The sequence below is a fragment of the Bradyrhizobium sp. HKCCYLRH2047 genome (assembly GCF_051168175.1).
Classification (GTDB): Bacteria; Pseudomonadota; Alphaproteobacteria; order Rhizobiales; family Xanthobacteraceae; genus Bradyrhizobium.
The window spans coordinates 30,539-45,714 of sequence record NZ_JBNPUM010000011.1; the positions used below are offsets into that span (position 1 = coordinate 30,539).

Genomic DNA, 15,176 nt, shown 5'->3' on the forward strand with positions numbered 1-15,176 from the left:
CCCGCGGGCTGACCGGCAGGGCGGCTCCCGTGATTCGCACCCGCCGGTAACGAAATCCAGAAGCCGTTGCTGGGGGTCATATGAGCCGTAACTATTTCGGGACCGATGGGATTCGTGGCCGCGCCAACGGCCTGATCACGCCGGAACTCGCGCTCAAGGTGGGGCAGGCCGCAGGTCTTCTGTTCCAGCGCGGCGAGCACCGCCACCGCGTGGTGATCGGCAAGGATACGCGCCTCTCCGGGTACATGATCGAATACGCCATGGTGGCCGGCTTCACCTCGGTCGGCATGGACGTGCTGCTGGTCGGCCCGATGCCGACGCCGGCGGTCGCGATGCTCACCAAGTCGATGCGCGCCGATCTCGGCGTCATGATCTCGGCTTCGCACAATCTGTTCGAGGACAACGGCATCAAGCTGTTCGGGCCGCAGGGTTTCAAGCTGTCCGACGATGTCGAGAGGCAGATCGAGCAACTGCTCGATGAATCGCTCGACAAGAAGCTGGCGCAGAGCGCGAGCCTCGGCCGCGCCCGCCGCATCGACGGCGTGCACGATCGCTACATCGAATTCGCCAAGCGCACCCTGCCGCGCGACCTCTCGCTCGACGGCCTGCGCGTCGTGGTCGATTGCGCCAACGGCGCGGCCTACAAGGTCGTGCCCGAGGCGCTGTGGGAGCTCGGCGCCGACGTGATCTCGATCGGGGTCGATCCGGACGGCTTCAACATCAACAAGGAATGCGGTTCGACCTCGCCGGAGGCGCTGTGCCGCAAGGTGCGTGAGATGCGCGCCGACATCGGCATCGCGCTCGACGGCGACGCGGATCGCGTGATCCTGGTCGATGAGCGCGGCCACATCGTCGATGGCGACCAGCTGCTCGCGGTCATCGCGCAGAGCTGGAAGGAGGACGGCCGCCTGGCGCGCGCTGGTATCGTCGCGACCGTGATGTCCAATCTCGGTCTCGAGCGCTTCCTGCAGGGGCAGGGGCTCGAACTGGTGCGCACGCCGGTCGGCGACCGCTACGTTCTCGAGCGCATGCTGGCCGACGGCTACAATCTCGGCGGCGAGCAGTCGGGCCATATCATTCTCTCGGACTACGCGACCACGGGGGACGGCTTCGTCGCCGCGCTGCAGGTGCTGGCGACAGTGCAGAGGCTGCGCCGTCCGGTGTCCGAGGTCTGCCACCGCTTCGATCCGCTGCCGCAGATCCTCAAGAATGTGCGCTATCGCAGCGGCAAGCCGCTCGACGCGGACGAGGTGAAGTCGGCGATCGATACCGGACAGAAGCGCCTCAACGGCCATGGCCGACTGCTCGTGCGCTCCTCCGGCACCGAGCCGGTGATCCGCGTGATGGGCGAGGGCGACGACCGCGACCTGGTCGAGGAGGTCGTCGACGAGATCGTGGCCGCGGTGGGCAATGCGGCGGCTGCTGCCGCCTGATCACCGGCGATCATATTTTCGATTGTGGCCTGTCATCGTCAGATGGCAGGCCTTTTTGCTGGCTCACGATCTTCTCGCGTCCGAGTACGTCGCCAGGATGCTTCTGATCGCGTCGTTCAACCATTTCGTACGGCGGATCGGTATTTGGAAGGCATGGCTTCGCCATGAGCCGGGTCGGTCGACTAATTAGTTCGCATTGCCTGCATCGCCTGGCGCAGCCGCTAACGATCTGTTAGGATGAGTTGTCCGGCCGTTAACGGTTCCCACTCGCTCATGGAAAATCAACCTTAATTATTAGGGTTAAGCGCCGCTTAAGCATTTGGTGCGATTGTACGGCCGTCAGTTGTGATGTGGGGCCTGGTTCTCGATTGCCTCACCGGCCAAAGGGACGAAGCCAATGCGTAGCGTTATGTCTTTGATCGCCGCCGGAGCGGCCTCTCTGTTTTCCACTCTGGCCTTTGCGGCCGACATGCCCATCATGCCGCCTCCGGTCTACGCGCCGCCGCCGGCGGCCGATTTCGGTGGCTGGTATCTGCGCGGCGACATCGGTTTCAGCAATCAGAAGGTCAAGGACGTCCATTATTCGCGCGAATCCGCCTACACGCCGATGACGTCCTTCAACCAGACCTCGGCGTTCGATACAGCGGGCATCTACGGCGTCGGCGTCGGCTATCGCTTCAACAGCTGGTTCCGCGCCGACGTCACCGGTCAGTATCGCGGCAATTCGAACTTCAAGGCTACCGACCGCTTCAACGCGACGGCGGGCGGCGTGCCCTATAGCGGCATCGACAATTACAGCGGCAGCAAGTCGGAATGGCTGGTGCTCGCCAACGCCTATGTCGATCTCGGCACCTGGTGGTGCGTGACGCCGTTCATCGGCGCGGGCGTCGGCGGCGCGCGGGTGACGGTCTCGAACTTCACCGACACCGGCATCAACAACCTGCCGTTCACGACCACGAGTTTCGCGACGGCGCCGACCTCCTCGAAATGGAATTTCGCCTGGGCGGCCCATGCTGGTCTGGCCTACAACGTCAATCCGAACCTGGTGCTGGAGCTGGCCTACAGCTACGTCGATCTCGGTCAAGGCCAGACCGGCGTCCTGTCCGACTATGTCGGGAACACCACCGGCAACGTCTTCAAGTTCAAGGACATCACCTCGCACGACCTGAAGCTCGGCGTGCGCTGGAATTTCGACCAGCCGCCGCCGCCTCCGATGCCGGCGCTGATCCGCAAGGGCTGAATCGAGCGCTCGCCCTCACTGCAAATCGAACGAACGGCGCGGGCGTCCCGCGCCGTTTCGCGTTTCTGATCGGGCGAAGCGCGCGCGTTTTCGCTGAAAGAATTTCCGTGCAGAGCGCTGCGACAACGAATGATTAAGGTTAACGCGCGATGATCGGAACAGAGAGTCAAGTGCTGATTGGAGCGTTGCGATGCGTAGCCTGGTGGTGGCGGTTTCGGTGTGCGGCATGATCTCCGCGGCCCAGGCCGCGGACTTGTCCGACCTTCCGATCCTGCGCGGCGGCCTGACCGAGGGCCTGAACAATTCGCGGGTCAACTGGGACGGCTACTATGTGGGCGTCCAGGGCGGCTACGGCTCGTCCGATGAGAATTTCAACGGCTCGACCAAGAACATGACGGCGGCGGTGCTGGCCAACACGCTGATCGAGAGCCAGATGCAGGTCTCGTCCTGGAACCCGAATCTCGGCAAGCAATCCTCGCGCGCATCGGGCTTCGGCGCCTTCGTCGGCTACAACAGTCAGTGGGACGACGTCGTGCTCGGCGTCGAGGCGAGCTATCTGCACGGCAAATACGGCGGCATGGCCTCTTCGAGCCGCACGCTCGTCAGCACGGCCGCACTGACCGACGGCAACTTCCACGCCGTGACGTCGACGCAGTCCTCGCAGATCTCGATCACCGACATGGCGACGATCCGCGGTCGTGCCGGCTATGCGATGGGCTGCTTCCTGCCCTACGCATTTTTCGGCCTTGCACTCGGCAACGCAGATATCGGCCAGTCCGTGACGGTTCAGGACCGGGTCAGCACGACCTTTCTCGGCACCTACACGCCGCTTGCGCCGCTCAGCGCCAACAACCTTCAGCACAATCACCTGATCTACGGCTACAGCGCCGGTCTCGGCGTCGACGTCAATCTGGTCGGCGGCCTGTTTGCGCGGGCCGAATACGAATACGTCCGCTTCACCTCGACGGTCGACACCAGCATCAATACGGTGCGCGCGGGCCTCGGCTACAAGTTCTGAGCTGATTGCAAGCCTGTCCTGTATGCCGATGTCCATCAGCATCCGTCCTGCGCAGCGCGACGACGTCGCTGCCATTGTCGCCATGCTCGCCGACGATCATCTCGGCCGGGCGCGCGAGCGCCTCGAGCAGCCGTTGCCGCAGTCCTACTACGACGCGTTCGAGACGATCGCGCGGGATGGGAACATCACCCTGATCGTTGCCGAGGAGGCGGGCCGGGTGGTCGGCTGCCTGCAACTCTGCATCCTGCCCGGGCTCAGCTCGCAAGGTGCGTCGCGCGCGCTGGTCGAGGATGTTCGGGTCGCCACCGACCGCCGCAGCCGCGGCATCGGCGAGCAGCTGCTGCAATGGGCGATCGCCGAGGCGCGCAAGCAGCGCTGCAATCTGGTCGAGCTGATGACGCATCAAAGCCGCACCGACGCGCAACGCTTCTACGGGCGGCTCGGCTTCGCCAAGAGCCATTTCGGCATGGTGATGCGGTTCTGATCAGCGCGGCAGGCGGTAGGCCGCGACGGCGTTCGGGCCGAACGCCTTGTCGCGGATGTCCGAGCCGAGCTGTGTCAGGCAGTGCTCGAGCGCCTGCTTGATTTCACGGTAGCTGCCGGCGAGCAGGCAGACCGGCCAGTCCGAGCCGAACATCAGCCTGTCGGCGCCGAAGCAGCGCGCCACATGTGTCACATAGGGCTGCAGCCGCTCCGCGTCCCAGTCGGTCCAGACGGCTTCCGTGGCGAGCCCCGACACCTTGCACCAGACATTGCCGCAGGCCGCGAGCTCGGCGATGCGATCGGCCCAGTCCTGATCGAAGCCGGTGGCGATCGGCGGCTTGGCGGCGTGGTCCAGCACGAAGCGCGCCCTCGGAAAAGCGCGCACCGTCGCAATCGCCGCCGGCAGCTCGCGCGTGCGCATCAGCAGATCGTAGGTCAAATCGCGGGCGAACACGATGTCGAGGCCGCGCCTGACGTCGCCGCGAAAGATCCATGCCGGGTCGGCCTCGTCATGGACCTGGTGGCGGATGCCGACCAGCCTGTCCCCGCCGGGCAGGCCGCGCAGCCGGTCGATCGTTGGTCCCACCGATGGATCGGTCAGCTCGACCCAGCCGACGACACCGGCGACGAACGGCGTCGCATGGGCAATGCGCAGGAATTCCTCGGTCTCGTCGAGCGACGACCGGGTCTGCACCAGGATGCTGGCGTCGAGACCGTTCTCGGCCAGCAGCGTGGCGAGATCGGCGGGACCGAACGGCCGGCGGATCGGCGCCAGCGCGTCACCGGCCATCCATGGATAGTCGGCGCGACCAGGATCCCAGAAGTGCTGATGCGCATCGATGAGGCGGCTCATGGCGCCTCTCCCGGCAGCGGCGCGCGGGCGTCGACCAGGTCGCTGGCGCGCAGGTCGCGCCAGAACGCGGGCGGGATCGGCGCGTGCGCCAGCGCGATGTTGTCGGCCGCCTCCTGCGCATTGCGCGCGCCCTGCAGGCCGACGGTCACCGCGGGATGGGCCAGGCAGAACTGGATCGCGGCCGCCTTGAGCTCGATGCCGTGCTGCCTGCACAGCACATCGAGCTGGCGTGCCCGCGCCACCAGGGCGGCATCGGCATCCTCGTAGTTGAACTTCGCCGGCCCATGAGGGTTGGCGAGGATGCCGCTGTTGTAGATGCCACCGAGAATGATGGCGATGTTCTGCCTCTCGCAGATCGGAAACAGCGCCGTCAGCGCACCCTGGTCGAGCAGCGTGTAACGGCCCGCCAGGAGAAAGCAGTCGACCGGAACGGCTTCGGCAAAGCGCGCCAGCATCTCGGACTGGTTCATGCCGGCGCCGATCGCCTTGATGCTGCCGTCGTCGCGCAGCCGCTGCAGCGCGCGAAAGGCGCCGGCCACGGCCGCGTCGTAGTGATCGTCGGGATCGTGCACGAGCAGGATGTCGATGCGATCCAGGCCGAGCCGGACCATGCTCTCCTCGACCGAACGCATCACGCCGTCATGGGAGTAGTCGAATTGTGGCCGCAGCGGCGGCGTGCCCTTGTAGTGCGGGTCTTCGCCCGAGGCCGTCGCGTCCGGCCGCAACAGCCGGCCGACCTTGGTCGAAATCACGTAGCTGTCGCGCGGCTGCCGGCGCAAGAACGCGCCGAGCCGCTGCTCGGCGAGGCCGAAGCCGTACAGCGGCGCGGTGTCGTAGAAGCGCACGCCGCGCGACCACGCCGCGGCGATCGTGGCTTCGGCATCGCCATCGCTGACCGGCGCGAACAGGCCGCCGAGCGGCGCCGTGCCGAGGCCGAGACGGGTGATGTCGAGCGAGCTCCTCCCGAGACGGACGCGTTCCATTCTTCTATCCTTATTGTTCGGCGCGTGCAGATCGCGTCATTGTGCATGGATGCGTTCGACGAAACAATGACGTCGCATGGTGCAGCACAACGAAGAGGAAGGGACGATGTCGGCGATCAATCCACTGACGGCCTTCGGAGTCGTGCTGGCGACGGCGGCGACCGACGCGGTCTACGTGATGTTCACGTCGGCGGTCGTCGCCAAGCGGCGCGTATCGGCCGCGACCTGGAGCTCGATCTGGTACATGCTCTCGTCATTCGCCGTGATCAGCTACACGGAGAACTGGATCTACGTCGCGTTCGCTGCGGTCGGCTCCTGGATCGGCGCCTACGCCTCGATGACCTTCCTGCATCGTCCTCCGGCTGGCCAGTCGCCCGTCGGTGCCGCGCCGGAATGAATTGCATTCGCTTGCATGCCAGCACGACTGCGTGAACGCCGGCGCGAGCGCGCGAAGTTCCTTGACGCGGAACGACCCTTCCCGTAATCACCGGGGCGGGACACCTCCCCCCAACGGGAGGCTTACTATCTGGAAGGATAGACGATGACTGCAGCGAAGCCCTCGCAGCGGCCTGTTGTGCCGCATTTCTCCTCCGGCCCCTGCGCCAAGCGTCCCGGATGGACCTCCGAAAATCTCAAGGACGCTCCCCTCGGCCGCTCGCATCGCGCGAAGGTCGGCAAAGCCAAGCTCAAGCAGGCGATCGAGCTGACGCGCGACGTTCTCGAAGTGCCGGCCGACTACAAGATCGGCATCGTGCCCGCGTCCGACACGGGTGCGGTCGAGATGGCGCTGTGGTCGCTGCTCGGTGCGCGGCCCGTCACCACGATCGCCTGGGAATCGTTCGGCGAAGGCTGGGTCAGCGACATCATCAAGGAGCTCAAGCTCAAGGATGTCACCAAGCTGCATGCCGGCTATGGCGAGATTCCGGATCTGTCGAAGGTCGATCCGGCCAGCGACGTCGTCTTCACCTGGAACGGCACCACCTCGGGCGTCCGCGTTCCCAACGCCGACTGGATCAGCGCGACGCGTGAAGGCCTGACCATCTGCGATGCGACCTCCGCTGCATTCGCTCAGCCGCTTGACTGGCCGAAGCTCGACGTCGTTACCTTCTCCTGGCAGAAGGCGCTCGGCGGCGAGGCCGCGCATGGCATGCTCATCCTGTCGCCGCGCGCAGTCGAGCGTCTCGAGACCTACAAGCCGGCCTGGCCGCTGCCGAAGATCTTCCGCCTCACCAAGGGCGGCAAGCTCAATGCCGGCATCTTCGAGGGCGAGACCATCAACACGCCGTCGATGCTGTGCGTCGAGGACTATCTGGATGCGCTCACTTGGGGCAAGTCGATCGGCGGTTTGAAGGCGCTGATTGCGCGCGCCGATGCCAACACCAAGGTGCTGGCCGACTGGAAGGCGCGCACGCCCTGGATCGATTTCCTGGCGCAGGATCCCGCGATCCGCTCCAACACCTCGGTGTGCCTCAAGGTCATCGATCCCGCGATCACATCGCTTTCGGCCGATGCCCAGGCGGAGTTCGCCAAGAAGCTGGTGGCGCTGGTCGAGAAGGAGAACGCCGGCTTCGACTTCGCACACTATCGCGATGCGCCGGCTGGCCTGCGCATCTGGTGCGGCGCCACCGTGGAAGCGAGCGACGTCGCGCTGCTGACGCAGTGGATCGACTGGGCGTTCGCCGAGGCCAAGGCCGCGCTGCCGAAGGCCGCCTGAGGCACGTGCTGTCTTCGTAGGGTGGGCAAAGGCGCGTAGCGCCGTGCCCACCATCTATCTCACCTCACGCGAGAGAGCGGTGGGCACGCTCCCGCCTTCGCTCGAAGAGCTACGGCGGGCAAGTCGCTTTGCCCACCCTACAAGTTTCCAACTCATCTCGGCGCCCTGCGCCGTCCCTCGCAAAGAGGGCGTGAAGGAACATCGTCATGTCCAAACCCAAAGTTCTCATTTCCGACGCACTCTCCCCGGCTGCCGTGCAGATTTTCAAGGATCGCGGCATCGAGGTCGACTTCCAGCCCAATCTCGGCAAGGACAAGGACAAGCTCGCCGACATCGTCGGCGACTATGACGGCCTTGCGATCCGCTCCGCCACCAAGGCCACGGCCAAGATCATCGAGCGCGCCAAGCGGCTCAAGGTGATCGGCCGCGCCGGCATCGGCGTCGACAATGTCGAGATCCCCGCGGCGACCGCCAAGGGCATCATCGTGATGAACACGCCGTTCGGCAATTCGATCACGACCGCCGAGCATGCGATCACGATGATGCTGTCGCTGGCGCGCGAGATCCCGCAGGCCGACGCCTCGACCCAGGCCGGCAAGTGGGAGAAGAACCGCTTCATGGGCGTCGAGATCACCGGCAAGACGCTGGGCGTGATCGGCTGCGGCAATATCGGCTCGATCGTCTGCGACCGTGCGCAGGGCCTGCGCATGAAGGTGATCGGCTTCGATCCGTTCCTCACCGAGGAGCGCGCGCTCGATCTCGGCGTCGAGAAGGTCGAGCTCGAGGAGCTGCTGAAGCGCGCCGATTTCATCACGCTGCACACGCCGCTGACCGACAAGACCCGCAACATCATCGATGCCGCGGCGATCGCCAAGATGAAGCAGGGCGTGCGCATCATCAATTGCGCCCGCGGCGGCCTGATCGACGAGCAGGCGCTGCTCGCGGCGCTCAACAGCAAGCATGTCGCGGGTGCCGCGCTCGACGTGTTCGCCGAGGAGCCGGCCACCAGCAATCCGCTGTTCGGCCATGCCAACGTGATCTGCACGCCGCATCTCGGCGCCTCGACCACGGAAGCGCAGGAGAACGTCGCGCTGCAGATCGCCGAGCAGATGTCGGACTACCTGCTCACCGGCGCGATCTCGAACGCGATCAACTTCCCGTCGATCACGGCCGAGGAAGCGCCCAAGCTGAAGCCGTTCATCGCGCTCGCCGAGAAGCTCGGCTCGTTCGCGGGCCAGCTCACCGAAAGCAGCATCACCAAGATCCAGATCACCTATGAAGGCCACGTCGCCGAGATGAAGACCCGGGCGCTGACCTCGGCGGTGCTGGCCGGACTGCTGCGGCCGATGCTGGGCGAGGTCAACGTCGTGTCGGCGCCGGTGATCGCCAAGGAGCGCGGCATGATCGTCGACGAGGTGCTGCGCGCCGGCGAGAGCGACTATGAGAGCCTGATCACGGTCGCGGTCACCACCGAGCACCAGGAGCGCGCGGTGTCGGGCACGGTCTACGCCGACGGCAAGCCGCGCCTCGTCGACATCAAGGGCATCCGTGTCGACGCCGAGTTCGGCAAGTCGATGATCTACGTCACCAACGAGGACAAGCCGGGCTTCATCGGCAAGTTCGCAAGCCTCCTGGGCGATGCCAAGATCAACATCGCGACCTTCCATCTCGGCCGCGTCGCGCCGGGCAGCGACGCGATCGCGCTGGTCGAGGTCGACGGTGCGGTGCCGGCCGATCTGCTCGCCAAGATCCAGGCGCTGCCGCAGGTCAAGCAGGCCAAGGCGCTGGCGTTCTGATCGTCCGATGAGATGAGTTGCAACGGCGGCGCGGCCTCTGGCCCTGTCGCCGTTGCGACTCTGAAGGGCCATCGATCGACCGGCCCTTCAAGCCGTCGATTGAACCCGGCTTTCTTTCCCTGCGTCTAACGCCCGATGAAGGACCGGCTGACCCGGTCCCGTGGGCGTTGGGCTGCGGAGAAAGTGATGACCATGCGAAACAAGGGCCTGCTTGCCACGGGTCTCGTCCTGGGTGCTGCGCTGACGGCGGTGCCCGGCCATGCGGCAAACGTCGATACGACCTCCACCGTCGATGCCGTGACGGTCTATCCGGATGGCGCGACGGTGACCCGGGTCATCTCGCTCGACCTTCCCGCAGGTGACAGCACCGCGATCGCCAAGGACTTCCCGCTCGGCCTCGATGCGTCCTCGCTGCGCGTGGAAGGCGAGGCCGGCACCAAGCTCGTGATCGGCACCGTCGACGCCAAGCCGCCGCGTGCGGCGCCGCCCGTCAACCTGCCCGACATCGACAAGCGCATCGAAGCGCTGCAGGACGAGCGTGCCAATCTCGACGGCGCGATTGCAGCGGCTGTTGCGCGCAAGAAATTTGCCGAGCGTTTTGCCGAGGCATCGCCGGCCGGGCTCGGCGAGAAGGGCGAGGCGCGTCCGATCACGGAATGGCGTGCCGCGTTCGCCGCCGTTGCCGACGAGGTCGGACAGGCCGACGCGGCGATCCGTGATGCGGAGCGCAAGCAGCGCGACATCGATCGCGAGATCGCGCGCCTGCAAGACAATCTCACGACGAAGCCCCCGAGCAAGCTGGAGGTGCGGATCGAATTGTCGGCGGCGGCAGCGACCAAGGCGACCTTGCGCGTGACCTACGCGGTGCGCAATGCCCGCTGGGTGCCGCTCTATGACGCGCGTCTTGACACGTCGGCGAAGGACCACAAACCGGCTCTCGAGCTGGTGCGACGCGCCGAGATCCAGCAGGCCACCGGCGAGGACTGGCCCGAGGTCGCGCTCACGGTTTCGACGGTGCGGACCGGACGCGGCGGCAGCGCGCCCGAGCTCAGGACGATCATCGCGCAATATCCGCCGCCGCCGCCGCCAGCGCCGAAGCCGGCCGCCGTGAGCGCGGCACGAGGACTCATGGAGAGCCGGCAGGAGTTTCGCTTTAACGGAGGGACGACGTTCGGAGATGTCGCGGACAAGGCCGTCGAGCAGCAGACGGTCGCGGAGATCAGCGCCTTCCAGACCGTCTTCCGTCTTCCCGGACGCGTCAGCGTCGGTGCCAATGATGGCGCGAAGAGCCTGCGCATCTCCACCGCGACGATCACGCCCGAACTGACGATCCGTTCCGCGCCCGTCATCGATCCCACCGCCTATCTCGAAGCGAGCTTCCCACAGGCGGAGGACGCGCCGCTGCTGCCGGGCAAGGTCTCGATCTATCGCGACGGCATGTTCGTCGGCACCAGCAAATTGGCCGCCGCGGGCAAGGATGAGCCCGTTCGTCTCGGCTTCGGGGCCGACGACAAGGTCAAGGTCGAGCGTAGTGTCGTCAAGCGCAACGAAGGCTCGGCCGGCCTGATCGTGACGACGGCGAAGATCGACGAGCGCGCCTTCAAGACGACGGTCCGCAACGCGCATGATTTCCCGGTCAAGGTCGCGATCCAGGATCAGCTGCCGGTCAGCGAGAACGAAGAGATCACGGTCGAGATGCTTCCTGCGACCACGCCGCCGGTCTCGACCAACGTCCGCGACCGGCGTGGCGTCGTCGAATGGGTGATCGACGCCAAACCCGGCGAGACCAAGGATATCGCCTTCGCCTGGCGCGTGCGCTGGCCGAAGGACAAGTCGATCGTGATGCAGCCGTCGGGCTGAGTGCCGGGCGGGGGGACTGGTGCCGCTTGATCCATGACAAGCCGCCCGGTCCCGGTCCTGTTATGCGCGAGTGGAACCCCGTTGATCACGTCCTGTCCGGCCGTGATCGATCTCGACCGAGAGCGCCGACATGGAATCCGACCCGAACACCCGCAAGCAGGCCGTCGCCGTCGGCTACATCTTCCTCGCCGGCGTCGGCATGCTGCTGCTGCAGTGGCTGCTGACGACCTACAACACGGTCGAGACCATTCCATACAGCCAGTTCGAGCAATTGATCGAGCAGGGCAAGATCTCCGAGGTGTCGGTCAGCCAGGACACCATCCAGGGCAAGTTCAAGGACAAGCAGTCCGACGGCAAGACGTCGTTCATCACCGCGCGCGTCGATCCGCCGCTGGCCGAGAAGCTCGCCGCGAAGGGCGTGAAGGTGACCGGCGTGCCCTCGGGCGGGCTGATCCAGACGCTGCTGTCCTGGGTCGTGCCGGCGCTGATGTTCTATCTCATCTGGGTGTTCCTCGGCCGCAAGGTGATGGACCGCCAAGGCTTCGGCGGTCTGATGTCGATCGGCAAGTCGCGCGCCAAGGTCTATGTCGAGACCGACACCAAGGTCACCTTTGCCGATGTCGCAGGGGTCGACGAGGCCAAGTTCGAGCTGCAGGAGGTCGTGCAGTTCCTGAAGGATCCGAAGAGCTATGGCCGGCTCGGCGCACACGTCCCCAAGGGCATCCTGCTGGTCGGCCCGCCCGGCACCGGCAAGACCCTGCTCGCGCGCGCCGTGGCGGGCGAAGCGGGGGTGGCGTTCTTCTCGATCTCCGGATCCGAGTTCGTGGAGATGTTCGTCGGCGTCGGCGCTGCCCGCGTGCGCGATCTGTTCGAGCAGGCCCGCAAGGCCGCGCCTTGCATCATCTTCATCGATGAGCTCGACGCGCTCGGCCGCAGCCGAACCGCGGGTGGCCAACTCGGCGGCTACGATGAGAAGGAGCAGACGCTCAATCAATTGCTGGCGGAGCTCGACGGCTTCGACCCAAGCTCCGGCGTCATCCTGCTCGCCGCCACCAACCGGCCGGAGATCCTCGATCCCGCGCTCATGCGCGCCGGCCGCTTCGATCGCCAGGTGCTGGTCGACCGTCCTGACAGGGGCGGGCGGCTCGCAATTCTCAAGGTGCATGTCCGCAAGATCACGGTCGCCGACAGCGTCGATCTCGACAAGGTCGCGGCACTGACGGCCGGCTTCACCGGCGCCGACCTCGCCAATCTGATCAACGAGGCGGCGATCGCGGCGACCCGCCGCAAGGGTCACGAGGTGACGTTCGACGATTTCACGATGGCGATCGAGCGCATCGTCGCCGGCATCGAGAAGAAGAGCCGCGTGCTCAGTCCCGCCGAGCGCCGCCGTGTCGCCTATCACGAGATGGGCCACGCGCTGGTCGCGGCCAATCTCGTCGGCGTCGATCCGGTGCAGAAGGTCTCGATCATTCCGCGCGGCGTCGGCGCGCTCGGCTACACGATGCAGCGCCCGACCGAGGATCGCTTTCTGCTCGCGGTCAGCGAGCTGAAGAACCGCATCGCCGTCCTGATGGGCGGCCGCGCCTCGGAGCAGTTGATCTTCGACGGCGACGTGTCGACCGGCGCCGCCGACGATCTGCAGCGCGCGACCGAGATCGCCATCGAGATGGTCACCAAATACGGGATGGATGCGACTGTCGGGCAGCGCACTTACGCGCCGCGTCCACAGATCTCGTTCCTGCAGCCGCAGGATCAGATCGTGTCGGCGGCCGAGGAGACCGGGCGCGAGATCGACCTCGCGGTGCGGGATCTGATCGCAGACGGCGATGCCCGTGCCAGGGCGATTCTCGAAAGCCATCGCCCGGACCTCGAGCGCGGCGTCGCCCTCCTGATCGCCAAGGAGACGCTGACCGCCGAGGAGTTCGCGCCATTGCGGCCCGCCTCCGCCGCGGTCCCGGCCCCGGATGCCGTTGTCCCGAGCTGATCCGGGTTTCTACGGGGGCGCGTTCGCAACCGAACTCTAACCATCACCTGATCAGTTAACCGGCAGCTCACCTTGACAGATCGAGGCCGTCGATCGGGGACCGGGCGGAGTTCTTTGCGTGCTGCTGAACAACCTGAAGATTGCCCCCAAGCTCGCCATCGTCGTCGGCGTCGCGATGCTGGGCCTTGCCGCGGCCGGTACGTTTGCCGGCACTCTGATGCAAAAGGAGATGGTCAATGCCCGCATCGAACAGTGCCGGGCGATCGTCGAGACCGCGCGTAACATGGCCCTCGGCCTCATCAAGGATGTCGAAGCCGGCAAATTGACGAAGGAGGCTGCGCTCGACGAGTTCGTCAATCGCGGGAGAACGATGACCTTCGACAAGGGCACGGGCTATCTGTTCGCCTATACGATGGACGGCAATGTGGTCCTGTCCCAGGATCCGAAGCAGCGCGGCTCGAACGTGATCGATTTCGAGCTCAACGGCCGCAAGCTCGTCGTCGAGCTGCGCGACGGCGTTGCCAAGGATGGCGAAGTCACCTTGCACTACGAATATCTGCGTCCCGGTCAGGAGCAGCCGACCCGCAAGATCTCCTATGCGGTGATGATTCCCGGCTGGAATACGTTCGTGGGCACCGGCGTCTATGTCGACGATCTCGACGCGAAGATGAAGCCGTTGAAATGGCTGATCTGGATGGCCTGCGCAGGCATCGCGGTCGTCGCCGGCGGGATCGCCTGGCTGATCAGCCGCAGCATCAGCGTGCCGCTCGATCGTCTCGGCGTCCGCATGCGCGAGATCGCCGACGGCCGGCTCGAGGGCGAGATTCCCGGTGTCGGCCGCGGCGACGAGATCGGCGGGATGGCCGCGACCGTCCAGATCTTCAAGGACAACGCGCTGCGGATGCGCGAGCTCGAGCAGGCCGAGGCCGCCACCCAGCAGCGCGCGGCCGCCGAGCGGACCGCGGCCATGCAGAACCTCGCAGCCGACTTCGAGCGCAGCGTCAATGGCATCGTCCGCTCGGTGGCGTCGGCGGCCGAGGGCATGCAGCACACCGCGCAGTCGATGACCTCGACCGCGAGCGATGCCAGCTCGCGCGCTTCGACCGTCAGCGCCGCCACCCAGAGCGCCAACGACAATGTCGGCACGGTCGCCGCCGCGGCCGAGGAGCTGTCGAGCTCAGTCAACGAGATTTCGCGCCAGGTCGCCCGCTCCAGCGAGATCGCGAGCAAAGCCGTGGGCGACGCGGAGCGCACCAATGCCACCGTTCAGGTGTTGTCGACCGGTGCCGAGAAGATCGGCGAGGTCGTCAAGCTGATCCATTCGATCGCAGCGCAGACCAACCTGCTGGCGCTGAACGCCACGATCGAAGCCGCCCGCGCCGGCGAATCCGGCAAGGGTTTTGCGGTCGTCGCTTCGGAGGTGAAGGCGCTCGCCAACCAGACGGCGAAGGCGACCGAGGAGATTTCGGCGCAGGTCGCGGCGATGCAGACCTCGACCCAGGATGCGGTCACCGCCATCAGCGGCATCACCCAGACCATCGCGCAGATGAGCGAGATCACCAATTCGATCTCGACCTCGATCGCGCAGCAGGGCGACGCGACGCGCGAGATCGCGCGCAACATCCAGTCGGTCGCGGCCGGCTCCAACGAGATCAGCGCCCATATCGGCGGCGTCACCAAGGCGGCGGAAGCGACGGGCATGGCCGCCTCGGAAGTGCTGTCGAGCGCACGTGAGCTCGACAGCCAGTCGGGCCTGCTGCAGCAGGCCGTCGATGGCTTCATGGCAAAGGTGCGAACGGCCTGAGGCGG

The 15,176-nt window shown here is 65.9% G+C and carries 12 protein-coding genes; 10 read left to right on the forward strand and 2 right to left on the reverse strand.

The annotated features are described in order from the left end of the window. Positions 1-80: 80 nt before the first annotated feature. From glmM to ACQR1D_RS24525, 4 genes are all read left to right on the forward strand, one after another. Positions 81-1,433: a phosphoglucosamine mutase gene (gene glmM, locus ACQR1D_RS24510; RefSeq protein WP_315803317.1), complete on the forward strand. Its 1,353-nt coding sequence runs from the start codon at positions 81-83 to the stop codon at positions 1,431-1,433. Between the two features lie 397 nt (positions 1,434-1,830). Next, a complete protein-coding gene (locus ACQR1D_RS24515; protein WP_316217483.1) occupies positions 1,831-2,673 on the forward strand; it encodes an outer membrane protein in 843 nt (280 codons plus the stop codon). Between the two features lie 190 nt (positions 2,674-2,863). After that, positions 2,864-3,691 carry an outer membrane protein gene (locus ACQR1D_RS24520; RefSeq protein WP_315803319.1) on the forward strand — a complete coding sequence of 276 codons (828 nt, stop codon included), beginning with the start codon at positions 2,864-2,866 and terminating at the stop codon, positions 3,689-3,691. 28 nt (positions 3,692-3,719) lie between these two features. Then, positions 3,720-4,175, forward strand: coding sequence for a GNAT family N-acetyltransferase (locus tag ACQR1D_RS24525; protein WP_316177616.1), 456 nt, complete (start codon positions 3,720-3,722; stop codon positions 4,173-4,175). Here ACQR1D_RS24525 and ACQR1D_RS24530 read toward each other — a convergent pair whose 3' ends face one another. Both ACQR1D_RS24530 and ACQR1D_RS24535 read right to left on the reverse strand, forming a co-directional pair. After that, complete coding sequence (locus ACQR1D_RS24530) at positions 4,176-5,027, reverse strand: amidohydrolase family protein (protein WP_434840262.1); 852 nt, start codon at positions 5,025-5,027, stop codon at positions 4,176-4,178. Further along, complete coding sequence (locus tag ACQR1D_RS24535) at positions 5,024-6,010, reverse strand: aldo/keto reductase (protein ID WP_434840263.1); 987 nt, start codon at positions 6,008-6,010, stop codon at positions 5,024-5,026. Before ACQR1D_RS24535 ends, ACQR1D_RS24530 begins: the two co-directional genes overlap by 4 nt. Positions 6,011-6,116: 106 nt before the next feature. On the opposite strand from ACQR1D_RS24535, the gene ACQR1D_RS24540 reads away from it, so the two are divergent. The 6 genes from ACQR1D_RS24540 to ACQR1D_RS24565 all read left to right on the forward strand — a co-directional run bounded on the left by ACQR1D_RS24540 (position 6,117) and on the right by ACQR1D_RS24565 (position 15,171). After that, positions 6,117-6,407 (forward strand): hypothetical protein, encoded by a 291-nt coding sequence (locus ACQR1D_RS24540; protein WP_315803323.1) that lies wholly within the window; start codon positions 6,117-6,119, stop codon positions 6,405-6,407. Positions 6,408-6,551: 144 nt separating this feature from the next. Next, positions 6,552-7,724 (forward strand): phosphoserine transaminase, encoded by a 1,173-nt coding sequence (locus tag ACQR1D_RS24545; RefSeq protein ID WP_315803324.1) that lies wholly within the window; start codon positions 6,552-6,554, stop codon positions 7,722-7,724. A gap of 206 nt (positions 7,725-7,930) precedes the next feature. After that, positions 7,931-9,520, forward strand: coding sequence for a phosphoglycerate dehydrogenase (serA, locus tag ACQR1D_RS24550; protein WP_316237580.1), 1,590 nt, complete (start codon positions 7,931-7,933; stop codon positions 9,518-9,520). 192 nt (positions 9,521-9,712) lie between these two features. After that, complete coding sequence (locus ACQR1D_RS24555; RefSeq protein ID WP_315803495.1) at positions 9,713-11,380, forward strand: mucoidy inhibitor MuiA family protein; 1,668 nt, start codon at positions 9,713-9,715, stop codon at positions 11,378-11,380. A gap of 130 nt (positions 11,381-11,510) precedes the next feature. Then, a complete protein-coding gene (ftsH, locus tag ACQR1D_RS24560) occupies positions 11,511-13,367 on the forward strand; it encodes an ATP-dependent zinc metalloprotease FtsH (protein WP_316177624.1) in 1,857 nt (618 codons plus the stop codon). Positions 13,368-13,485: 118 nt separating this feature from the next. Beyond that, positions 13,486-15,171, forward strand: coding sequence for a methyl-accepting chemotaxis protein (locus ACQR1D_RS24565; RefSeq protein ID WP_434840264.1), 1,686 nt, complete (start codon positions 13,486-13,488; stop codon positions 15,169-15,171). The last annotated feature ends 5 nt before the right edge of the window (positions 15,172-15,176 follow it).